This is a genomic window from uncultured Sunxiuqinia sp., assembly GCF_947495665.1.
GTDB lineage: Bacteria > Bacteroidota > Bacteroidia > Bacteroidales > Prolixibacteraceae > Sunxiuqinia > Sunxiuqinia rutila.
Window position 1 is genome coordinate 379,880 of record NZ_CANLZV010000001.1, and the last position, 22,436, is coordinate 402,315.

Genomic DNA, 22,436 nt, shown 5'->3' on the forward strand with positions numbered 1-22,436 from the left:
TAGTTTGATCCCCCGCTAAGGTTCTCCCAGGCGGGGGATTTCAAAAAAAGGCTCAAATCCCAAATCACAATACGAGCACTTAATTCACAACAAATCCCGGTACAGAGGTTCCGGGATTTTTTTGTGGTTGTAGGTTGTAACTACAATTCCGGGAAGTTGTCACGGATCTCTTCACTCACCCGCCCAATTTTATGCCTCATATAAATTTCAGTCGTCTGGATGGAAGTGTGCCCGTTCTGATCCTGCAATGCTTTCATCGATATACCGGCATCGGCAGCACGGCCATTGCCGGTGTGTTTCCAGGAGTAATACTTATAACCGTCTGGCATTTTCAGTTTTTTTCGGATATTCCGGAACCGGGTACGCATATTGTTTTTCCCGAGGAACTCAGGCCCAGGCTTTCCATGCTTGCCAAACACATAGTAATCGCGTGGATAGTCCTGCAGCTGATAAACTTCTCTGAGTTCCTTTAAAAAGACCAGTGGAATAGTAGGGAAGCGTTCCAGGTTGGTTTTTGCCCGGAGTTGCTCCACGTCAATCACGCCACGCACAAAGTCAATTTCACCGACCCTGAGCAACCGCAACTCTTTACCCGGCCTCAGAAAACAATAGTATTCAAACGAAATGGCCAGCCACAGCTGAGGATCTTCTTTCTTAATTGCATCTTTCAGATCCTGGATGTCGAATTCGGCGATAGGGCGGGGGGATTGGTCGTTTATTCGCTTGCAAACAGGAATGTCATAAACAGGATTTATCATGATGCTCCCTGCTTTACGCGCAAACTCAAACATGTCCTGAAGCAGTTGTCGGTACTTTTTAATTGAGTTGCCGGCCAGCTTCCGGTCGTTAATCAGGTAATCGAAAAACTGAAGCACGATGTCATTCCCAATGACTGTAATGTCGTAGTCGCCCATGCCATTCTTATCAAGCCACAAACTAAAAATCCGCAGCTTGCTGGTATAAGTGCTGATTGTTTCAGGCTCCAGGTCTGCATCCGCCTTCTTTTGCGCAATAAACTTACTGCAGTAAAAGCTGACAGTCTTGTTGGCCATCTTCAACTTACCGTAGATCCGGGCAACGTTTTGATACTGCAGCTGGTCTTCATAGATCGCCGATTCATCGGCAAGGAATGGACTCCAGCCGTTTTTCAATTTTGCAGCATACTCGGCCTTTAGCTTTTCCGCTGCTTCCGTTCTTCCCGCAAAGTCTTTGATTTTGTGCAAACCTTGATACGCCTTGAAACGCTTCATTTTTCCGTTTCGAGGATCCCGGTAAGAGTAGTATACAAACCACTTCTTCGAAAGATCGCCGCCGCAATTATTAACCTCCGGCAGGATTGCTATTTTATTTCTTCTCATTTCGTTTGACTTTGATGATTAACTCAAAATCAAACTGTCTACCATGTGTCTACCACTTTCAGTTTTTGTCTACTTTCGCCACAAAAGTAGCTGATTATCAGCGATAGATTGTTTTTTGTCGGGATGACTGGATTTGAACCAGCGACCCCCACGTCCCGAACGTGGTACGCTACCAGACTGCGCTACATCCCGTTTTTGAAGTGGGACAAATGTACAATTTTCGAATAAATGATGGAATTATTTTTCGAATTTTATTGGTGTCGGTACTTGATTTTTTTTCATGGTTGATTTCGGACAATTGACTCCTTTATTTTTATTTTGTAAATTGAATGGCAATAACTAAACGCTATTCTTATGCAAATCAAGAATCTAATCACCGAACTGCCTTGGCATGCCGAGCGAGTTTGGCGAAAGAGAGAGCAATGCTGCTGATGGCTTTGGGCGCCTCGGCTCAAAGCAGTAAACTCATTCCCGGGGCAAGTTTTACCAACCAAACAGCGGATACACTATATGTCATTCCGATGCAGCAGGTCAGGTCGCTATTAACGAGCGCGGTCAGCCACGAAATCAACACCCAGAAGCTGGAGTTGTACAAAAAACAAATCAGCTTATTTGAAGTGCGCTCGGCCATGGCTGATAGTGCGATAGCTGTTAAAAAACTAGAGGCTGAATTTTGGCACGGACAATTATTGCAGAACGATCAAGTATTGGAAAATCAGCGCATCGAAAACATCAAACTGATTGATGATAAAAACCGAATCCGACAATCTCGGGTCTATTACTTGGTTGCCGGCCTGGTTGCCGGAGCTGTATTGGTTTCTTTGTAATTATTCTTCCAGAAAGTTTTTGAGATAGCTGAATTTTGGGGTTAGCTTGCCATTTTTAAGAATGGTGGCTCGTTCAATAATTCCATCATCCTCGTTCCCGAATAAGGACGGAAAAACTTCGTAGTATAAATCTCGGGCAAAGGTTCGGGAAGCATCCATGGGCAATGCGGCAGGCAGGTTATCTACGGCAACCACTGTAATGTGTGATGAGGAGCTGAATGGTGCTTTTTCTTTACCGCTTAGAGGCTCCACGTCGTAAAAAGGGGCTTCAATCTCACTTGTTCGAAGCGTTGTTGGGATAGGGCCGGGAACGTCGCATGAAATATCTGAAATCAATGAAATGGAAAAATCAGGTGCTTTCAAATCTTCAGCACTGAAAAAGTGAGGAGATTCGTGATTCCAGTAGTGGCAGGCAATAAATGCATCAGCCACCTTGGTGTAGGGGAGAAAGGCCGACTCAAACGCTTCCGGATGATCATAGAAGTGCTGATCCTCTGGGGCTCCTTCTTTGCGTTTTACATAGTCTTCCGGGTCAAGGCGGGTGTATACCGGATGATCATAGTCGCGCTCTAAAAAGTCTTTGGGAAGCACTTCCGGAATTCCCAGGTGATTGATAATTTCCAGTGCTCCGGAAGCAACACGCCCTCCACCGGTAACCAAAATCTTTAACGCCGGAATTGGCAAAGCTTTTAGCTGGTGGTGTAAATCCTGTAAATCCCGGCAAGCCTCAGGGGCAGGAAGCTGGTAATTGCAAAAGCGCTGTCCAATGCCTACAAACGCATAGTAGGCACCCACTACGCCAGCCCAAAATCCAAAGGCTACCAGTCTGGCCCGGTGCTTGTCTACAAAATATTCATAGTCAATCAGGGTAATTTTCTTTTGTGCCATTAGTTTGAAGAAGTCGCGATTGTACGCTTGTTCCTTGGCTACATGGCTAAACATGATGTAGGTTTTTCCTTCCAGAAGAGCTTCATTGGCTACTTCTTTTACGCCAATCAGAACGTCGCAATGCGAAACGTCCTGCACAACCGGGAATCCTAGCTGGCGGTATTCTTCGTCTGGGTGCACCCGCAAATCGCTGGACTGCACATAGAGCTCCACCTCCGGATAGTTTTGTTGAATTAAAAGGGCTGTTTCAGGCGTAATTGCAACGCGGCGGTCTTTCCAGCGGCGCGTTTCTCTCAAAATACCAATCTTCATGTTTGTCTTTCTTTTCTGGAATTTTTAAAGATAAGAATTATCTTCTTAATCAGAAGTGAACCGGCCGTATTGCTTCCAGGAGCCAGTTCTTATTTGAATAGTCGAACATTTTTTAAGAAAGAGAAAGCTGAAGACAACTATGAATATGCCAAAAATTATTGTAATTTTGCATTTCCTCAATGACCGGGGCTGACTGGTTTTGACAGCGGGTAGAAGAGGTATGTAAGCATGTCGAGCTTGGGTTGTTGGCTCGTTAATCCTAATGATCAAACTTTTAATTGGCGAAAACAATTACGCTCTTGCTGCGTAACCGAATCACAGTAGGTTAACCGCTTAATCCCGGCACTAGGTGCTGGGACAAGACATCGCTCGGATGCTATTGCTTTGAGGCTATCCGATTCGGCGGTGCAAAAAATCGAGGCTAGTGGAATGTTTGCTTCGGACATGCCGCGAAACTTTAGAAGCTAAGGTAGTGGTCGGTGGCCTTGATCCTGCTACTACTCGAAAACCAAGTCGAGGCTAAACATGTAGAAAGCATATGGCTTCCTCGTTTGGACCCGGGTTCGATTCCCGGCAGCTCCACCTGCACTCATCAATGCACAGCGCATTGGTGAGTTTTTTTTGCCTGTTTTTCTAATGATAAGCATTGCCAAAAGCCCGAACAATCGCGGGAAACACTTGTTTATTAAATCGGATTTACAAACAAAGTAAGGGGCCCAAATAAACCGCTATTATGAAAACATTAACAATGGTAAATCCCAAGAAGTGGGTATGTTTTATAGCATAAACTTATCCTATTTTTGCGGCCCGAAGCAAACGGCTTGTTAATTTGAAAATTAGTAGGGACTCTCGTCCTCTGGTAATAATTGAGAAAAAGTAAAAAAATCAGCTATGAAATTTAAAGAAGGAATATGGACCAGTTCCATAGAGGTAAAGGATTTTGTTGCACGTAATATCACCCCTTATGCAGGCAATCATGACTTTTTGGTAGGCCCAACAGAGCGCACTTCCCATTTGTGGAACATCTGTAAAGCCGCCCTGAAAGAAGAGCGCGAAAGAAAAGGACTTCGCAGCGTTGATACAGAAAACGTATCAACCATGAATGCGTTTAAAGCCGGGTATATTGACAAGGAAAGTGAAGTCATTGTAGGTTTGCAGACTGATGAGTTGCTAAAACGTGCCATGAAACCTTATGGAGGATTCAAAGTGGTGCAAAAAGCTCTTTCTGAACATGGCTTTTCGCCAAGCGAGGTTATTACCGAAAGCTTCAGCAAATACACCAAAACGCATAACGATGGCGTATTTGATGCCTACACCGATGAAATCCGCAAGTTTCGTTCGCTGGGTTTCCTGACTGGTCTGCCTGACAACTATGCGCGTGGCCGGATTATTGGTGACTACCGACGCTTAGCACTATACGGGATCAACCGGCTGATTGAAGCCAAAAAAGCTGATTTGGATGCGATTCATGGGCCAATGACCGATGCTACCATTCGTTTGCGCGAAGAGGTGTCGGAGCAAATCAAAGCATTGTACGCTATGATTGAGATGGGGAAAATCTACGATCTTGATCTTAGCCGTCCGGCTGAAAATGCCCGAGAAGCTGTTCAGTGGACTTACATGGGCTACTTGGCTGCTGTGAAAGAGCAAGATGGTGCTGCCATGTCACTGGGAAGTGTATCCTCATTCCTGGATGTTTTTATTGAGAAAGACTTAACAGACGGTGTAATCACCGAAGAAGAAGCGCAAGAATACATTGACCAGTTTGTGATGAAACTGCGCATGGTGCGTCACCTGCGTATGGAAGCCTACGAACAGATTTTTGCCGGCGACCCCACTTGGGTAACAGAATCAATTGGCGGACTTTTAATTGACGGACGCAGCAAGGTTACTAAAACCTCTTTCCGCTTCCTGAATACGCTATACAACCTGGGACCATCACCAGAACCCAATATCACTATTTTGTGGTCTAAAAACCTGCCTCAGGGGTTCAAGGACTACTGTGCGAAAGTATCGATTGAAACGTCATCCATTCAGTATGAAAATGACGACTTGATGCGTACTAGCGCCAATTGTGACGATTACGGGATTGCTTGCTGCGTATCGATGCAGGAGCTTGGAAAGCACATCCAGTTTTTTGGGGCAAGAACCAACTTGGCCAAAACCCTGTTGCTGGCCATTAACCGTGGACAGTGTGAAAACACCGGAACTCAAATTGTGGATGGCATTCCAGCGCTGGAAAACGAATACCTGGATTACGACGAAGTGGTTGCCAACTTTAAAGTGGCGATGAAAGAAGTGGCCCGCGTGTACAACGAATCCATGAACATCATTCACTACATGCACGATAAGTACTACTACGAAAAGGCGCAGATGGCCCTGATCGATACTAATCCGAAAATTAACATCGCATATGGTATTGCAGGTCTTTCAATTGTTGCCGATTCATTGTCAGCCATTAAACATGCCAAGGTAAAACCCATTCGCGATGAAAACGGATTGACTGTTGATTTCGAGATTGAAGGCGATTTTCCAAAATACGGAAACGATGACGACCGGGTGGACCATATTGCCCGCGACGTGGTGAGTCACTTCAACAAAGAATTGTCGCAACACAAAGTGTACAAAGATGCCAATCCAACTTTGTCAGTTCTGACCATTACTTCAAACGTTGTTTATGGTTTGAAAACCGGAGCTACACCTGATGGACGTGGTAAAGGAGTGGCTTTTGCACCAGGTGCAAACCCAATGCACGGACGCGACACACACGGGGTAATTGCTTCGTTGAACTCGGTAGCCAAAATTGACTACAAAGATTCAAAAGATGGTATTTCGAATACCTTGTCAGTCGTGCCTAAATCACTGGGATCAACTCCGGAAGACCGGATTGCCAACTTGGTACGCACGCTGGATGGTTACTTCGGATCGAATGCACAGCACCTGAACGTGAACGTTCTTGACCGTGAAACGTTGATCCACGCCATGGAGCACCCTGAGGAGCATCCTCAGCTGACCATCCGTGTGTCGGGATACGCCGTTAACTTTGTTCGCCTTACCCGCGAGCAGCAGCAAGAGGTGTTGACTCGTTCATTCCATGAGTCGCTATAGAAACGATTATTTGCATATAATTTACATTGAAGACATTCTGCCCCTGAAAAACGGGGGAGGGTGTCTTCTATTTTAATAGGACTATGACCCAAGCTGAAAAAACACTCACTGTTCACTCCATCGAATCGTTTGGGACGCATGACGGCCCGGGCATCCGGCTCGTTGTTTTTTTACAGGGCTGCAACCTGCAGTGTTTGTATTGTCAAAATCCCGATACCATGGCCATGAAGGGCGGCACAACCACCGAGATTGAAGCCTTGGTGAAGCGGGCCCGCAACATGAAAACCTATTTTGGAGATGATGGTGGAGTCACTGTTTCGGGCGGCGAGCCCATGCTGCAGAGCAAAGCGCTCATTCCTTTTTTCGAGGCATTGAAAGCAGAAGGAATTCACACCAATATTGATACGAATGGTGTTGTTCGCACGCCGGAAGCGCTTCAGCTGATCTCCGGTCTTTCTGATCTGGTGATGTTCGATGTAAAATCGACCACCGACAAAGGGTTTAAAACACTTACAGGCGTTTCGCGCTTACAAGCCATGCTCAGTAACGTTAAGCTGCGTGAAGCGAGTCAGCTCCCGTTTTGGTTGCGCTATGTGCTGGTTCCGGGTTTTACCGATAAGGAACGAGATTTGGAATGGCTGATTGAGCAATTTTCCGGCATGAACTTCCTGGAGCGGTTCGAAATTTTACCCTATCACAAGCTGGGGCAATACAAATGGGAAGCCTTGGGCATGGATTACCAGTTAATGGATGTGGCTGAAAATACGCCCGAACAATTGGAGATTGTAGAACAAAAACTCACCCCTTATTTCAAAAAAGTAATTATAAAATAAAAACCGATGAGTTTATATTCACCCAAAGAAATCATCAAGGTTGCCGGGAAACTGGCTATAGATAAAGACGCTTATTCTGCAAAAAAAATACTGGTGCTTGCCTTTATGGCCGGTGCTTACATTTCCTTTGGCGGGCTGCTGGCTATTCTGATTGGCGGCGGTGTGCCCGGATTGGCTGCCGAAAACCCGGGAATTTCCAAATTTCTGATGGGGGCAGCTTTCCCCGTTGGGCTGATGATGGTGGTTATGGCCGGCGCCGAACTGTTTACCGGTAACAATGCTTACTTTATGCCCAATGTGCTCAGTAAAAAACAACAATGGACGGCTCCTTTGCGCAATTGGGCTTTGGTTTATCTGGGCAACCTGATCGGATCGCTGTTTGTTGCTTACTTTCTGGTTCACTTGACCGATTTAGTGAGTGCTGCTCCTTGGAGCGAGGCCGTGCAAAACATTGCTATGGGAAAGACGGGTAACCCTTTTTACAAAACCTTTCTGAAAGGTATTGGCGCCAACTGGCTGGTGTGTTTGTCCTTGTGGATGGGCATGTCGGCTCAGCACACTTCCGGAAAGATTCTGGGGATTTGGTGGCCGGTGATGGCTTTTGTAACTATGGGGTTTGAGCACTCCATTGCCAACATGTTTTTTATTCCGCTGGCCATTTTTGAAGGTGCCGACATCAGCTGGACGGCTTTTGTGGTTGAAAACCTGATTCCTGCAACCTTAGGGAATATTGTTGGGGGAGCCTTTTTCGTCGGAACCCTTTATTGGTACACCTACGCCCGCGACTGAGCGAAAAATGGATGGTGATGAACTGAAAAACGGTCGAAAACAAATGACACATCTGTTTTCGACCGTTTTTCTTTGCGTTCTACTTTGCAGCATGGGGGGGCTGAACGATTTTGTGTTGATTTTTCCTTGCCCTTGTTGGATGTGCTCTGCCACGTTGGGAATCGCGGATCGCCTACAGCTCGGTGTATTTCTTGGAAGTTCCCCGGGCTTTTTCTACCGGGTATTTGGCTGCATTTTTCCGGATTTTGTCTAATACGATTTCAAAGACATCCAGCTCATGTTTTTCGGCTAATAAAAAGGCATAAGCCAAAACATCGGCAAGCTCTTCCTTCAGCTTTTCCTGGTTTACATCGGTGAGCTCATGCTCTTTCTTCCACAGAAATAATTCATTCAACTCTGCAGCTTCAATGGATAGGGCCAAAGCTAAATTCTTTGAATCGTGAAACTGTTGCCAGTTTCGTTCATCCCTGAATTCAATCAGTTTTTCGATCACTTTTTGATAATCACTCATAATTTCAGTCAAAATTCTCTCGAAAATAAACATATCGGCTGAATTTTGGTTGATTTTTTTCTTTTTCCAATGCTTCCTGCTACTTTTTCATCCATCCTGCGCGATTGGCAGTCGTCCTGTATGCTTGCAACTCGTCCTGTTACCCCTGAGGCCTTCCAGTTAAAGAATTTTAACTTCCTGTTCAACAGGAAGCCTGTAAGACCATGCTGGGAGTTAATATTCCGTTACTGGGCGCCTTAAAAGCTTACAGGGGCCACAAAAAAGCAACTGGGACGCTAGATTCTTAACAGGGAGCCATCGAAAAGTGACAGGGCCAGTAAAAAGGGCCTGTGTCCAACTAATAATCTAAATGGCTTTTGGAGTGGGGGCTACTTTTAAACACTCATAAACCAGGTTCATCGATTCGCGGTCGTCGGCCAGTACAACCAGCCGGTCTCCGGACTCAATAATGGTTGATCCGTTAGGCGTGAGGTATTCCTTTCCGCGGTTAATCATGGCGATCAGTGCAGTGCGGGGAAAGTGCAGATCAACAATTTTTTCTCCAGCAACTGAGCCGTCTTCGGGAATAATAATTTCGGTGCGTACCTTTTTGATCTCTTCAGAAAGGAAAGTTTCCTGGGCCATTTGTGGAATGGCCAGCTCAGGAGCCGATACGCGCAGCCAGCGGGCAATGGTATTTAGTGTGGTACCTTGCACCAGCACCGAGGTGAGTGAAATAAAGAACACAATGTTGAAAATCATATTGGCCTTTTCAATGCCTGCCAGCAGCGGGTAGGTGGCAAACACGATGGGGACAGCGCCTCGCAGCCCAACCCACGAAATGTACAGGCGCTGCTTCATTTTCATTTTGAAAGGTGTGAGGGCTACCATCACGCTTAAAGGTCGGGCGATAAAGATTAAGAAAAGCGAGATGAGCAGTCCGATTCCAATGACGGGCAAAATGTGCGACGGAAAAACAAGCAAGCCCAGCGTGAGGAACAACACGATTTGCATGAGCCAGGCCAAGCTGTCGAACATTTTAACAATGGTTGCTTTGTGAATAAAGTCCTGGTTGGCCAGAAACACGGCACAAATATAGATGGCAAGGAACCCGTTTCCGCCAATAAAATCGGTGGCCGAGAAGGTGATAAACATCAGGGCAATGACCAGAACCGGGTAGAGGCCTTCGTAAGTCAGCTGAATTTTGTTGACGATGTATTTGGTGAGCTTGCCAAACAGCAGGCCGGCCAGTGCGCCAAGCAGCATTTGCTGCAGAAACAGCGGGATGATGGATAAAAGGCTTTGTTCGGGGGTAACGACCAGACTTAAAAAAGCAATGGTTAGCACATAAGCCATCGGGTCGTTACTTCCGCTCTCCAGCTCAAGAGTGGGTTTTAGCTGGCTTTTAAGGCCAATGTTTTTGGCCCTCAAAATGGAAAACACAGCCGCCGCATCGGTTGATGAAACAATGGCGCCCAATAGCAAGCCTTCGTAAAGGCTGAAATCCGTGAGCCACCACACAAAAAGGCCCAGGCTAACTGCCGTAAGCAAAACGCCCAGGGTTGAGAGCGATATTCCTTGCCAAAGCACAGGTTTAATCGACCGCCAGTTGGTGTCGAGTCCACCGGAAAACAAAATGAAGTTGAGGGAAACTACTCCTATAAACTGCGCGAGCTGCGGATTGTCGAAATGAATGCGGCCAATGCCTTCGGATCCGGCAAGCATTCCCACAAAAAGGAATAAAACCAAGGTCGGAATTCCAAAGCGGTGCGAGGTTTTACCAATAAGGATACTAATAAATAGCAGTAGTGAACCAACAAGTAAAATGTTTTCAATGGTTAGACTCATAAATTATAGGAAATGAAGTGTTTGATTTTTAAACACGAAAATGCTGTTTTGGTTGGACAAAATAGGATAAATGCGGGAATTAGCAAGTGCTTTGCCGCTTTTCACTGACAGAAGGGAGGTGTACTTGAGAAATTCGTGATGGAAGGCCAGGCCGGATGGAACTCAATTTTTTAATGGCTTACCGAATTTTCAGTTGTGGCAGATTGAGTATCTGCCGATAGAAGTTTAGACCAAAGTGGTGGGAAAAGGGTAAAAAATAGTCGGAAATCAGATTTCCGACTCAATATAATAATGCAGGTTTTCTTTGGTAATGATGTCCAGCGGCAGGTATTTGATCGGATTGATCTTTTTCTTGAAAACAAGATGCTCGATGAGCAGCTGAATGCCATAGTAGCCTTGGCCTTTCGGATTTTGATTGATCAGGAAGTTGATGGTTCCCTTGTTGAGGTGCGTTAGGTTTTTATCCAGCAAATCATAACCAATCAGTCGAAGCTTGTGTTGCGGGTTATTTTCCAGGTAGTCGGCCACGGCATAGGCGCGCGAAGTACTTACAAAAATTCCGCGTGCATCGGGGTTTTTAGCCAGCAGTTCATCCAGCTGTTGGGCAAAAATACGCTGATCCGAGCTTTTGTGCAGCTCCGTGCGAACGACTTTAACAAATGGGGTATCGGCAGTATCAAAATAATCCATGAAACCCTGTTCTTTTTTGATCAGGTGCGAGGAGTTGGCCACATCTTCGTCAATGTGCGCAATGATGAAGCTAATTGGCTCGCTTGACAGGTAGCCATAGTGAAGCAATTTGGCAGCCACTACGCCGCTCTGGTAAGAATCCTGACCAATGTACGACAGCGGTTCGTAATCCGGAATGTGCGTATTGAACAGGTTGAAGGGGATTTGGTCTCTTTTCCAGCGATTTAAAAATGTAAGTGATTCGCGGTAAAAAACAGGTGCCAGCAGGATACCATCGTAATTCAGTCCGGAGAGTTTTTCGGCTTCCTCTTTAAACGAGTTGACATCAAACTGGTTGAATATATGGTAGTAAACCACCAGCCCGTATTGACGCAATTCCGCCTCTGCTTTGCGAATTCCCTTGGCTGGTTCTGCCCAGTAGTCATCCAGCGACGCATCCGGAATTAAGGCTGCAATCCGGAATTCGCGTTTGGAAACCAAGGCGCGGGCCAGCATATTGGGCTCGTAGTTGAGTTCCCGGGCAATAGACAGTACGCGCTGCTTCACCTCTTCAGAAACCCGGCCGCGATTGTGGAGCACGCGGTCAACAGTTCCTGTGGAAACATTGGCCAGCTCGGCAATGTCTTTTATTCTAACTACATTTTTTGTGGGTTCTTTATTCTCCATAACTTCCAAATCAACGCCTCGGGCGCAAAGATACTGATAAAATTTTTTTAATTAGCTTATTGAGAACAGGCTGTAGGCTTGCCCGTCTCGGGGGATGTTGCTGTCCACTTTACTTTGCGAAAACACCTTGGTGTTGGACAGGGCTTAGGCACTGGCAGAACGGTTGTTCTTCTCAAGGCCTGATTTTAAAAGCAAGATAAAAGAGGAATCCTTCGATCCTCTTTTATCTTGGTCACCGACTTGTGCCGGCTTATAGGAATTCAATTTCTCCAAAGTATGGAGGTTGATGAAAATCAGGATTGCTGGTTCCAATATTGTTCCAACTGATGTAATGAGGTGTTGTAAGATCATCGCCACATTTGTAAAAGTTGGCCCGTGCTTTCAGTCCGGACAAGCTGCTGATTTTAGAGTTTGTCAAAACGGAAATGGGAAGTTGAATAACCAACTGCCAGTCGAAACGATGTGACTGACCTTGCACCCTGTTCAGGCTCGTTTGAGTCTGGATCAGCCCCAGTGTTTCCGGAGCAATGGATTGCCGTTGGTGGCGATCTGGTCCGTAAGCGGCCAGGCAGGTACCCAGGCTGTTAAACTCGAAGTTGTAGTAATTCTTGTCGCCTTCAAACGACACGAAAAACTCAACACAGCTGTCGGTATAAACCGGACTGTTGTGTTTGCTGAAACGAGCCAGCACTTCGTCTTCCTGTACCCGGTAGCTCAGAAAAATTGACTCATTGTTGTGAGCAACTTTAAAGTTAACTGCCGGTTTGTTGGCTGGTGTCTCCCAGGGGAAACAAGCCAGGGCATTTTCGTTCAGCCCGTCAAAGGCGGCATTTAAGTCGGCCAATGAATTGACAGGCCTACTGAGTTTGGGAATTTCTAATGTCATTTGCTTTTAGCTTTTGCGCTTGTTTGCTCAATGATATTTTTGATTTCCTCAAAGTTCTCCTCCAGTTTCCGCACAAGCTGAAACTGAGCACGCGCCCGTTGCAGGTTGTGGTGTGGAGAATGAATGCGGTAGTAGTTATCGCCGTCAATGTAGTCGGTCAGGAAGCGCACACCCATAATGAAAGGCAGCATCAAACAACCTTCTGAAAGTGATTTTACTTCATTGTCAGTCAATGTTGCACCTGTTTCTCCGATAAAACCTTCAGAAAAAGCCTTGAAGACATTCATGTTAAGCTGGATTTTTTCCAGGTCTTTTTCATCTTCATCAGCAGTGTTGATGGTTGTGCGAACGGCATCGCCAAAGTCATAGGCAATGTAGCCCGGCATGATGGTGTCCAGGTCAATTACGCAATGCGCTTCATCGTTTTCATTCAACAAAACATTGTTGAATTTAGTATCGTTGTGCGTAATGCGCAAAGGCAGTTCACCAGCATCGCCCATTCGTTTGATGGTAGTCATGCGCTCGGCTCTTTCTTTCACGAAGTTCACCTCTTCGGCTACTGTTTTTAACCGGTCTACCGGGTCTTTGGTAATCGCTGTATCCAGTTGGTTTAAGCGGTGCTGCATGTTGTGGAAATCAGGCAACACTTCAAAAATCTTGTTTGGATCAAGGTCAGCCAGCGCCGAGATGAAACGGCCATAGCCTTTACCACCTTCGCGGGCCTGCTTGTCGTTTTCAATCAGGTCGTAGCTGCGGGTGCCTTCCAGGAATACGTACACACGCCAGAAGCTGCCATCGGTGTGCTGATAGTATGCTTTTCCATCCAAGGCCGGAACCAGTTGTAAAACTTCACCTTTAACCGATCCGGTCGTGTCGTTTTGCTTTTGTTCCTGCAGGTGATTGATCACCGTTTGGATGTTGTTCATCAACTCCTCTACATTGGTAAAGATGCTGTTGTTGATTTTCTGAAGGATGTAGTCAGGTTTTTGCGCATCGGCATTTTTTAGCCGGTACGTCTCATGAATGTGACCTGAACCATAGGCTTTCAACTCGCCTACGGTTCCTTCAATTGCAAATTGCTCTGCAATTTTTTTGATTTCATTTTCAGTCATAAGATGATTTGTTTAGAATTTATAACGTTTGAAAGCCTCGATGGCTTCGTATTCCGTTAGTCCAAGTTTATCGTATATTTTAGCAGTACCTCTGTTTCGGTCTTCGGCACGTTGCCAGAATTCGCGTTTGTCTTTTCCAGGGAATACCGGAGAGTCTTTTTGAGACTGGTGTTTGAAGATGGCTTTCCGTTTTTTCATCAACTCTTCGGGGCTGATTGGAATGGCCATTTCGATGTCTTCAATTGCCCACTCGTGCCAAGCCCCGCGGTATAACCAAACATAGCAGTTCTGCATCCATGGCTGGTCTTTTAAGCGATCAATGGCTCTGAAAATAGCGTTCAGACATACAGCGTGTGTTCCGTGTGGATCGTGTAGGTCGCCTGCTGCAAAAATTTGCTCGGGTTTTACTTTTTCCAACAGTTCAACAATAATGTCAACGTCGGCTTCCGACAAGTCGTTTTTGGTAACGCTACCTGTTTCGTAGAATGGCAATTCCAGGAAGTGCGCATTTTCGGCTTTTACACCGCAGAAACGACATGCTGATGTGGCTTCTCCTTGTCTGATCAGGCCTTTGATTTTCAGTACGTCCGGATTGTTGTTCGGATCTTGGTTTGGATCGTAAATGGCATCCAGCAGTTGTTTGTGCACGGCTGCAATCTGATCTTCAGCAACATTGAATTTTTTGGCAAAACCTAAGGCGAAATCAGCGAAGCGGTGTGCATCATCGTTGAAAACAGCAATGTTTCCTGAAGTCTGATAAGCCACATGTACGTCATGTCCTTGTTCAACCAAGCGAAGCAAAGTTCCTCCCATTGAGATTACATCATCATCCGGGTGCGGGCTGAAAACAATTGATTTTTTAGGGAACGGGTTCGAACGCTCCGGACGGTTCGTGTCATCGGTGTCGGGTTTACCACCTGGCCATCCGGTAATGGTTTGTTGCAGTTGGTTGTGGATTTCAAGGTTTACAGCGTAAGCAGAGCCGGCTGTTTTTAACAACTCAGCTAATCCCCATTGTTTGTAGTCGTTGTCAGTTAATTTAAGAATGGGCTTGTCGGTTTGTTGTGACAACCAAACGACGGCTTTTTTCTTTAGGTGGCTGTCCCAGGTGCAGAAACCAGTTAACCAAGGCGTACGGAATTTGCTCAATCCGGAAGCTGCAGGCTGGTCGGCAATACAAAGTGTATTGGCGTGCTTTTGCAGGAAGGAAGCGGGCACTTCAGGAGTAACAGGTCCTTCGATGGCTTTGGCCAGGATGTCGGCTTTGCCTTCGCCCCAAGCGGCCATGAAAATTTTCTTCGCATTCAGAATCGGACGGATTCCCATGCTGATGGCACGAAGAGGCACGTGCTCTTCACCACCGAAAGCTTCAGCAGCATCTTCAATGGTTACTTTGTGCAACTTCACCAAGCGTGTACCGGTTGTGTCTGTTGATCCGGGCTCGTTAAATCCGATGTGTCCGGTGCGTCCTATACCTAACAACTGGACATCAAGGTTACCCAATTCCGCAATTTTGCGATCGTATTCAGCGCAAAAATCATCAATTTCAGAAGGGGCTAACATACCATTGGGAATGTGTACGTTTTCGGGTTTGATGTCAATATGATTGAAAAAGTTTTCGTACATGAAGTAGTGATAGCTCTCTTTATTGTCTGGTTCCAGCTGGTAGTACTCATCCAGGTTGAATGTGATAACATTGCTGAAACTCAATCCTTCTTCCTGGTGAAGACGAATCAATTCGCGGTAAATACGCAGCGGACTGCTTCCGGTTGCTAAACCCAGAACGGTTGGTTCTCCAAGTTCATCTTTGGCTTTAATTACGTTGGCAATTTCTCGTGCAATAAATGCAGAACCTTCTTCTTTGTCATTGAAAATCCGCAGAGGAACTTTTTCTGTGGTTGTAGGTAAGTCTTTCGTACTCATTTGATTATTTATTTTGTAGATGTTTTTTGGATTGACAGAGATGTCTAATTTTCGGGCTAAAATAGCATCTATTTTTTGATGGGAAAAGTTTTTTGCCATAAATGTGTGTACGTGCACACATCTTTTAATATATTTGTGCACGTTACCATTGTTTATGGAGATCAATTATCAATTAAATCATACTAAAATGAGAATTTTTCGAACATTCATTTTTTGTACATTAATCACTGCGTTTTTTAGCGCCTGTACCAATCAGGCTGGTAAAGAGCGGGAAATAGCGTTAGTGCCACAGCCCAATGGCTTGGTAAAAGGAGAGGGGAGTTTTACGGTTAATGCTAAAACGGCCTTTGTTGTGCCTGACAATGATAAGCTGCAATCGGCTGCTGGCCTGATCAACCAACGATTTAAGCAGGCGGCTGGTTTTGAGTTGGCCGTTGTGAACGAGTTGCCGGCTAAAAACTTTATTCATGTTGAATTGACGGGAGAGGCTGGTTCAAGCGACGAGTCTTACCAGTTGAGCGTAACTGCTGTGGGAGCTACGATCAAGGCAGCATCAGAGCGTGGAGCTTTCTATGGTTTGATGAGTATGTTGCAGTTGTTGCCGGCTGAGATTGAAAGCACGCAGGCGGTGGCTGACGTTAGCTGGACCATGCCTTGTGTAGAGATTGACGATGCACCTCGCTTTGTGTGGCGCGGAATGCACCTGGACGTTTGTCGTCACTTTGTTTCGGTTGATTTCATCAAGAAGCAATTGGACGTGATGGCCTTGTTTAAAATGAACACGTTTCACTGGCACCTGACAGAAGACCAAGGCTGGCGGATTGAAATTAAAAAGTACCCAAAGCTGACAGAGCTGGGGTCTAAACGTACTGAAGGTGACGGAAGCGTTTATGGCGGTTACTACACACAGGAAGAAATTAAAGAAGTGGTGGCTTATGCTGCTGAGCGTTTCATCAATGTGGTTCCTGAAATTGAATTGCCGGGACACTCACTGGCTGCTTTGGTTGGATATCCTGAACTTTCATGTACAGGTGGACCATTTGAGGTTCGTACGGTATGGGGTGTTGAACCCGATGTATATTGTGCGGGTAAAGAGGAAACCTTCCACTTTTTGGAAGACATCATTGACGAAGTGGTGCCATTGTTCCCTTACGAGTACTTTCACATTGGAGGTGATGAGTCGCCGAAAGATCGTTGGGAAGTTTGCCCCGATTGTCAACGTCGTATCCGCAAAGAGGGTCTGAAAGACGAGCACGAACTGCAAAGTTATTTTGTGCAACGTATTGAAAAAGTATTGTTGGCCCACGACCGGAAAATGATCGGATGGGATGAAATCCTGGAAGGTGGATTGGCTCCTTCAGCAACAGTAATGTCGTGGAGAGGTGAAGCCGGAGGTATTGAAGCGGCTAACCAGGGACACGATGTGGTGATGACTCCTGGAAACTGGGTTTACCTGGATCACTACCAGGGAGACAGTAAAGTGGAGCCGGTTGCTATTGGTGGTTACACAACCATGGAAGAATCGTATAGCTACGATCCGGTGCCTGCCGAGTTGAAAGGTGAGAAAGCAAAACATGTTTTGGGAACACAAGGAAATGTGTGGTCAGAGTATATGTACACTCCGGAACTGTTTGAGTACCGTATCTATCCTCGTATTATTGCCTTGGCAGAAGTGGGCTGGACACAAAAGGAAAATAAGGATTACGCGGATTTCGTTAAACGCATGGATCCTCAGTTTGTAAGACTTGATCTGCACAACATCAATTACCATATTCCTCTGCCCGAAGGACCAGTTAACCATGTTGCTTTTACCGATACAGCTTCGCTTGAGTTTACAACGACTCGCCCGATCAAAATGGTATACACATTGGATGGAAGCGAGCCTGATCAAAATGCTGCAGTTTATGAATCACCGTTGACCTTTACCGAGAACGCAACTGTGAAAATTCGTTCGGTACTCAATAGCGGTACCATGAGTAAGGTGCGGACCATTACGGTTGAAAAACAAGACCTGTTGCCAGCCGTTTCTGTAGAAACAAGCAAGACAGGATTGACCGTACAATATGCTGAAGGAATCTTCATTGAAGTGAAAGACCTGGAATCAGCAAAAAGCTGGAAGTCGATTGATGTTAATGCAAAGACTTTGCCGACGATCAACAACTACAAAAAACCAACAGGAGCAAAGCTTCAGGGGTATATTGAAGTTCCGGAAGATGGTATTTACGAATTCCAAACAAATTTTGACCAGTTCTTTATTGGAGACAAACTTTTGGTAAACAACGATGGCGAAGTGAAACGCTTTTCGCGTAGCAATGCGCAAATTGCGTTGGCAAAAGGAAAACATCCGGTTCAAATTATTTATTTGAATAATAATATCGGTGGATTCCCTCAATCATGGAATCACTTTATTGTTGACTATAAGAAAGTTGGTGATGAGAAGTTCTCTCAGCTGAAATTGGATAATTTTAGCTATTAACAAAATATAACTGCCTTCAGAGTAAAACACAAGATTTGTGTGTTATTTTTGAAGGCAGTTTTTTTTTACTGCTAGTACTATAAAATTACTCAAAAAGAAAAGTTCTAAATTCATGAGAAAATCTTTGCTACTACTCACAGCTTTTGCCCTGTCCGGATGGACGGCCCGGGGACAAGCAGCAGATTCTGGACTTAATGTCTGGAATTATGTGGAAAACATTGAAGTGATTCAGGAAAACAAAGAGCCGGCCCATGCCTCTTTTGTTTCGGTGCCTACGGTTGAAGAAGCCTTAACTCAAAAGGCCACCGAGGTGAATACCCGCCAATACCTGGATGGTATCTGGAAGTTTAAATGGGTTCGCAATCCTCAGGATCGTCCGGTGACCTTTATGGATCCTCAGGAAAATGTGGATGACTGGGATAATATTAAAGTACCTTCAAACTGGGAAGTGGAAGGTTACGGGGTTCCAATTTATGTGAACCATCAATACGAATTTGCTGATCACAAAGCTCCGGTTGCCGATGATATGGAACTGGATGGCATTTATCCGAAGTATCCGGGTAAGGTGCCTCATACCTACAACCCGGTGGGATCTTACCGCCGCAGTTTTGTCGTAGCTGATGATTGGGATGGCAAGGAAATTTTTCTGCACATTGGTGCCATGAAGTCAGGTGGTTTTGTGTGGATTAATGGAAAATATGTGGGCTACTCGCAAGGAAGTAAGTTGCCTGCCGAATTCAATATTACACCGCATGTTCAGAAAGGCGAAAACACGATTGCACTGCAAATTTTCCGATGGACCGATGGTTCCTACTTGGAGTGCCAGGATTTCTGGCGTATCAGTGGGATTGAGCGAAGTGTGTATTTGTATACTCAGCCAAAACTACGTATTCGTGACTTTGAGGCCGCAGCCACATTGGACGCTGCTTACCAAAACGGAGAGCTGGAACTAACCGTTGAATTGAAAAACCATCAGCCGAAAGCTCAAAAATTCAAACTGGCATATCAGTTGCTGGATGATCAAGGGCAATTGGTAACCAGCGAATCTAAAAAACTGGAAGTTGGCGCAAGTGCCGAGCTGACGGAAGCGATGGCTGCTACTGTTGAAAATGTGAAGCCATGGAGCGATGAACATCCTAATTTGTATACCTTATTGCTGGAAGTTCAGGATAAAAAAGGAAAAACACTGGAGGCTACTGCAATTAAAGTTGGTTTCCGTACGGTTGAAATCAAGCAAGGATTGTTGCTGGTTAACGGACAGCGCATTACCCTGAAAGGAGTGAATGCCCAGGAAACTGATCCGGAAACAGGTCATGTGATGAGTGAAGAGATGATCATGACTGACATCCGCCTTTGGAAAGAAAATAACATCAATGCTGTGCGCTTGAGTCACTATCCACGCGGAGCCCGTTTTTACGAGCTGTGCGATGAGCACGGAATTTACGTGGTTGACGAAGCCAATATCGAGTCGCATGGAATGTATTACGGCGATCATTCGCTGGCTAAAAAAGAAATTTGGGAAAACCAGCATGTCGACCGCATGGTCCGCCTGGTTGAACGCGATAAAAATCATCCTTCGGTTATTATCTGGAGTATGGGTAATGAGGCAGGAAATGGAATCAACTTTTATGCAGGTTACAAAGCCATGAAAGCCGCCGATTCGCAAAAACGTCCGGTGCAGTACGAGCGTTCGTATAAAGATTACGACGGCAATATTTTGGATATGGAATGGAACACCGACATTGTGGTGCCACAGTATCCATCGCCTGGTTTCTTCGAGTACGTCGGAAAGCACAAAACCAACCGTCCGTTTATTCCGAGTGAATACGCGCACGCAATGGGTAACAGTACGGGTAACTTCCAGGATTATTGGGATATTATTGAATTGTACGATAACCTGCAAGGTGGTTTTATCTGGGATTGGGTTGATCAATCGATCTGGAGAACCAATGAAAAAGGAGAGCGTTTTTATGCCTACGGTGGTGACTACGGTAAGGACATGCCTACCGACAATACTTTCCTGAACAACGGAATTGTATTCCCGGACCGCTCACCTCAGCCGGGCTTGTTTGAAGTGAAGAAAGCGCACGAATTTATCAATTTCAAAAATGCGGGACTTAATCGTCACAATGAGTTGCGTGTGTTTATTGAGAACCTGTATGATTTCACTAATTTAAATGTCTTTAACTTTACAGCTCAGGTGAAAGCTGACGGTAATGTGTTAAAGACGCTTAACTTTAACGATCTTGATGTGGAAACACATACCGGGCAGATGATTCGGGTGTCGTTGGATGGTGTTGAGCCGAAAAGCAATACACGCTACTTTGTGCATCTTTCTGCTACCTTGAAAGAGGCCTGGGGATTACTTCCCGCCGGATTTGAAGTGGCTCATGAGCAAATCGAATTGGCTAAATTTTCTAAAACAGAGCCGGTGGCTGTTGCCGATGGTGCTGACTTGACTGTTCAGGAAGATGCCAAGCAAGTGACGGTGTCAAATGCCAACTTTAAATTTGTTTTCAGTCAGGAAGAAGGACGTCCTGTTTCGTTTGAATACAAAGGCAAGGAATTGCTGAAAGATGGAAAAGGACCAAAGCCAAACTTCTGGCGTGCACCTACCGATAACGACTTTGGAAACCGCATGCAGTTTAACAATGGTGAGTGGAAAAAAGCCTCTTTGTTTTCTGAAGTTACGGCTATGAAAACTGAAAAGCTGGCTGATAACCGCGTAAAACTGGAAGTAACTTACCAACTGCCAGGAGTGAACACCACTTTTGTAAGTGTGTATGAAATTGCAGGAACTGGTGTGGTCAAAGTGTCAAACACCTTGGCTGAAACAGACTATCGTGCAGATATCCCACGTGTGGGTATGCGTATGCAGTTGCCCGCTAATTATGAGCAGTTGACTTATTTTGGTCGTGGTCCTTGGGAGAACTATGTTGACCGCAAAGCGTCTACTTTTGTTGACTTGTACCAAACCAACGTAAGCGAAATGTATGTGCCTTATGTGCGTCCGCAGGAAAATGGCTACCGTACGGATGTGAACTGGTTCGCGCTTCAGGATAAAGCAGGCAATGGTTTGTTGGTTGTGGCCAATACTCCGAAGGCTGGCTTGGGTATGAGCGCATTGCACATGCTGAATGAAGACTTTGATACTACAGAAGGTATTGACTACGAAGGAAACAGCGAGGTAGAGCCTGCTTTCCGCATCGATGGTATTCCGGAAGTGAATGGAAGCAAGCACATCAACGACATTAAAGAGCGTGATTTGGTGCAGTTGAACATTGATCTGGGACAACGTGGCGTAGCTGGTGATAACAGCTGGGGAGCCCGTCCACAGAAAGAATACATGATGAGTGGACAGCAAGTTCACCGGTATAGTTTCTTCCTGGTGCCTGTTAAAAATGGTTCCACTGAAAAATACCTGGAAATGAGTAAATCGCTTGCCAATAAAAAATAGCGGTTAACAGCGTTTCTTATTTAGAATAATTATTTGATCCGGTTTGGTTTTCATCTGTTGAGAGCCAAACCGGATTTCTTGGCTTATGTATGACCTAATTTTTATATATTTGCCTGCGAACTGCTTAAGGGATGACTACGCAAAATAAGAATTGGGATAATTCATTGTGGAATAAATTTCAGCAAGGGGACAATGATGCCCTTGGTGAATTGTTTCAGGAACGGTTTCGGGAATTGTATTTTTACGGTTTGAAGCTGGTTCCGGTGGCTGAATTGGTGAAAGACACCATTCAGGACTTATTTACTGATCTTTGGTCGCGTAAAGAAAAAGTCAAGGAAATAGCCAATATCAATGCCTATTTAATGGTCTCTCTGCGGCGAGAGCTACTTCGACGGGCTTCTAAAATTCGTACTCAGACAGATTTAGACGAAGCCTCCTCTCAATATTTTACCTTTTCAAGCGAAGATTTTATTATTGGAAGCGAAACCGAGTTGGAAACCAGAAATAAGCTGGTTGCCGGACTCCGTCATTTAACTTCCAGGCAGCGAGAGGTAATCGTATTAAGATTCAAGCACGAAATGGAATTTAAGGAAATTGCACAGGTTATGGATTTGAATGTGCAGTCCGTCCGCAACTTATTATTTCGGGCTCTTGAAAAATTAAGAGAAGAAATGAATGTTGGTGATTCTGTTGATAAACAGGATGTTGGTCTGGTGTTGTTTGCTTTTTTTAAAGAAAAGATAAAGTTTTCTTAAAATTAGTGAGTATAAAAT

15 protein-coding genes, 1 tRNA gene and 1 other RNA gene are annotated in these 22,436 nt (G+C 45.3%); 8 read left to right on the forward strand and 9 right to left on the reverse strand.

Translation table 11 applies throughout. The annotated features are described in order from the left end of the window. Positions 1-140 precede the first annotated feature (140 nt). Both Q1A18_RS01785 and Q1A18_RS01790 read right to left on the reverse strand, forming a co-directional pair. Positions 141-1,358: a site-specific integrase gene (locus Q1A18_RS01785; RefSeq protein ID WP_299576717.1), complete on the reverse strand. Its 1,218-nt coding sequence runs from the start codon at positions 1,356-1,358 to the stop codon at positions 141-143. Between the two features lie 118 nt (positions 1,359-1,476). Further along, a tRNA-Pro gene (locus Q1A18_RS01790) sits at positions 1,477-1,550 on the reverse strand. Between the two features lie 137 nt (positions 1,551-1,687). Here Q1A18_RS01790 and Q1A18_RS01795 point away from each other — a divergent pair. Beyond that, complete coding sequence (locus Q1A18_RS01795; protein ID WP_299576719.1) at positions 1,688-2,185, forward strand: hypothetical protein; 498 nt, start codon at positions 1,688-1,690, stop codon at positions 2,183-2,185. On the opposite strand, the gene Q1A18_RS01800 is transcribed toward Q1A18_RS01795, so the two are convergent. Beyond that, positions 2,186-3,385 (reverse strand): NAD(P)-dependent oxidoreductase, encoded by a 1,200-nt coding sequence (locus Q1A18_RS01800; protein WP_299576721.1) that lies wholly within the window; start codon positions 3,383-3,385, stop codon positions 2,186-2,188. Positions 3,386-3,570: 185 nt separating this feature from the next. On the opposite strand from Q1A18_RS01800, the gene ssrA reads away from it, so the two are divergent. The 4 genes from ssrA (at position 3,571) to Q1A18_RS01820 (ending at position 8,115) form a co-directional block, all read left to right on the forward strand. Then, positions 3,571-3,970, forward strand: a transfer-messenger RNA (tmRNA) gene (gene ssrA, locus Q1A18_RS01805). Between the two features lie 306 nt (positions 3,971-4,276). Beyond that, positions 4,277-6,493, forward strand: coding sequence for a formate C-acetyltransferase (pflB, locus tag Q1A18_RS01810; protein ID WP_299576723.1), 2,217 nt, complete (start codon positions 4,277-4,279; stop codon positions 6,491-6,493). Positions 6,494-6,576: 83 nt separating this feature from the next. Continuing rightward, positions 6,577-7,326: a pyruvate formate-lyase-activating protein gene (gene pflA / locus Q1A18_RS01815; protein ID WP_299576725.1), complete on the forward strand. Its 750-nt coding sequence runs from the start codon at positions 6,577-6,579 to the stop codon at positions 7,324-7,326. 6 nt (positions 7,327-7,332) lie between these two features. Beyond that, on the forward strand, positions 7,333-8,115 hold the full coding sequence (locus Q1A18_RS01820) for a formate/nitrite transporter family protein (RefSeq protein ID WP_299576728.1): 783 nt from the start codon (positions 7,333-7,335) through the stop codon (positions 8,113-8,115). Positions 8,116-8,287: 172 nt separating this feature from the next. Here the strand turns inward: Q1A18_RS01820 and Q1A18_RS01825 are convergent, their stop codons facing one another. The 6 genes from Q1A18_RS01825 to nagB form a co-directional block, all read right to left on the reverse strand. Beyond that, a complete protein-coding gene (locus tag Q1A18_RS01825; protein WP_299576730.1) occupies positions 8,288-8,626 on the reverse strand; it encodes a nucleotide pyrophosphohydrolase in 339 nt (112 codons plus the stop codon). A gap of 345 nt (positions 8,627-8,971) precedes the next feature. Then, entirely contained in the window at positions 8,972-10,453 is a 1,482-nt protein-coding gene (locus Q1A18_RS01830; RefSeq protein ID WP_299576732.1) for a potassium/proton antiporter, read from the reverse strand. Positions 10,454-10,720: 267 nt separating this feature from the next. Further along, positions 10,721-11,809, reverse strand: coding sequence for a substrate-binding domain-containing protein (locus tag Q1A18_RS01835; protein WP_299576734.1), 1,089 nt, complete (start codon positions 11,807-11,809; stop codon positions 10,721-10,723). A gap of 250 nt (positions 11,810-12,059) precedes the next feature. Further along, complete coding sequence (locus tag Q1A18_RS01840; RefSeq protein ID WP_299576736.1) at positions 12,060-12,695, reverse strand: carbohydrate-binding family 9-like protein; 636 nt, start codon at positions 12,693-12,695, stop codon at positions 12,060-12,062. Continuing rightward, on the reverse strand, positions 12,692-13,807 hold the full coding sequence (locus tag Q1A18_RS01845; RefSeq protein WP_299576737.1) for an aminoglycoside phosphotransferase family protein: 1,116 nt from the start codon (positions 13,805-13,807) through the stop codon (positions 12,692-12,694). Before Q1A18_RS01845 ends, Q1A18_RS01840 begins: the two co-directional genes overlap by 4 nt. Positions 13,808-13,819: 12 nt before the next feature. Continuing rightward, positions 13,820-15,802 (reverse strand): glucosamine-6-phosphate deaminase, encoded by a 1,983-nt coding sequence (gene nagB / locus Q1A18_RS01850; protein ID WP_363322863.1) that lies wholly within the window; start codon positions 15,800-15,802, stop codon positions 13,820-13,822. Between the two features lie 115 nt (positions 15,803-15,917). Here nagB and Q1A18_RS01855 point away from each other — a divergent pair, with 115 nt between their 5' ends. The 3 genes from Q1A18_RS01855 (at position 15,918) to Q1A18_RS01865 (ending at position 22,418) form a co-directional block, all read left to right on the forward strand. After that, positions 15,918-18,206, forward strand: coding sequence for a family 20 glycosylhydrolase (locus Q1A18_RS01855; protein WP_299576739.1), 2,289 nt, complete (start codon positions 15,918-15,920; stop codon positions 18,204-18,206). A 112-nt stretch (positions 18,207-18,318) separates the two neighbouring features. Beyond that, positions 18,319-21,663 carry a glycoside hydrolase family 2 TIM barrel-domain containing protein gene (locus Q1A18_RS01860; protein WP_299576741.1) on the forward strand — a complete coding sequence of 1,115 codons (3,345 nt, stop codon included), beginning with the start codon at positions 18,319-18,321 and terminating at the stop codon, positions 21,661-21,663. Positions 21,664-21,794: 131 nt separating this feature from the next. Further along, the gene (locus Q1A18_RS01865) at positions 21,795-22,418 is read left to right on the forward strand and encodes a sigma-70 family RNA polymerase sigma factor (protein ID WP_299576743.1); all 624 of its coding nucleotides are present in this window, start codon (positions 21,795-21,797) and stop codon (positions 22,416-22,418) included. The last annotated feature ends 18 nt before the right edge of the window (positions 22,419-22,436 follow it).

Coding starts and splice junctions, on each gene's coding strand:
- Q1A18_RS01835 (WP_299576734.1), bottom strand. CDS start 11,809: ATGGAGAATAAAGAACCCACAAAAAATGTAGTTAGAATAAAAGACATT.
- Q1A18_RS01865 (WP_299576743.1), top strand. CDS start 21,795: ATGACTACGCAAAATAAGAATTGGGATAATTCATTGTGGAATAAATTT.
- Q1A18_RS01800 (WP_299576721.1), bottom strand. CDS start 3,385: ATGAAGATTGGTATTTTGAGAGAAACGCGCCGCTGGAAAGACCGCCGC.
- pflA (WP_299576725.1), top strand. CDS start 6,577: ATGACCCAAGCTGAAAAAACACTCACTGTTCACTCCATCGAATCGTTT.
- Q1A18_RS01860 (WP_299576741.1), top strand. CDS start 18,319: ATGAGAAAATCTTTGCTACTACTCACAGCTTTTGCCCTGTCCGGATGG.
- Q1A18_RS01785 (WP_299576717.1), bottom strand. CDS start 1,358: ATGAGAAGAAATAAAATAGCAATCCTGCCGGAGGTTAATAATTGCGGC.
- Q1A18_RS01855 (WP_299576739.1), top strand. CDS start 15,918: ATGAGAATTTTTCGAACATTCATTTTTTGTACATTAATCACTGCGTTT.
- Q1A18_RS01795 (WP_299576719.1), top strand. CDS start 1,688: ATGGCAATAACTAAACGCTATTCTTATGCAAATCAAGAATCTAATCAC.
- Q1A18_RS01845 (WP_299576737.1), bottom strand. CDS start 13,807: ATGACTGAAAATGAAATCAAAAAAATTGCAGAGCAATTTGCAATTGAA.
- Q1A18_RS01820 (WP_299576728.1), top strand. CDS start 7,333: ATGAGTTTATATTCACCCAAAGAAATCATCAAGGTTGCCGGGAAACTG.
- Q1A18_RS01825 (WP_299576730.1), bottom strand. CDS start 8,626: ATGAGTGATTATCAAAAAGTGATCGAAAAACTGATTGAATTCAGGGAT.
- pflB (WP_299576723.1), top strand. CDS start 4,277: ATGAAATTTAAAGAAGGAATATGGACCAGTTCCATAGAGGTAAAGGAT.
- Q1A18_RS01840 (WP_299576736.1), bottom strand. CDS start 12,695: ATGACATTAGAAATTCCCAAACTCAGTAGGCCTGTCAATTCATTGGCC.
- Q1A18_RS01830 (WP_299576732.1), bottom strand. CDS start 10,453: ATGAGTCTAACCATTGAAAACATTTTACTTGTTGGTTCACTACTGCTA.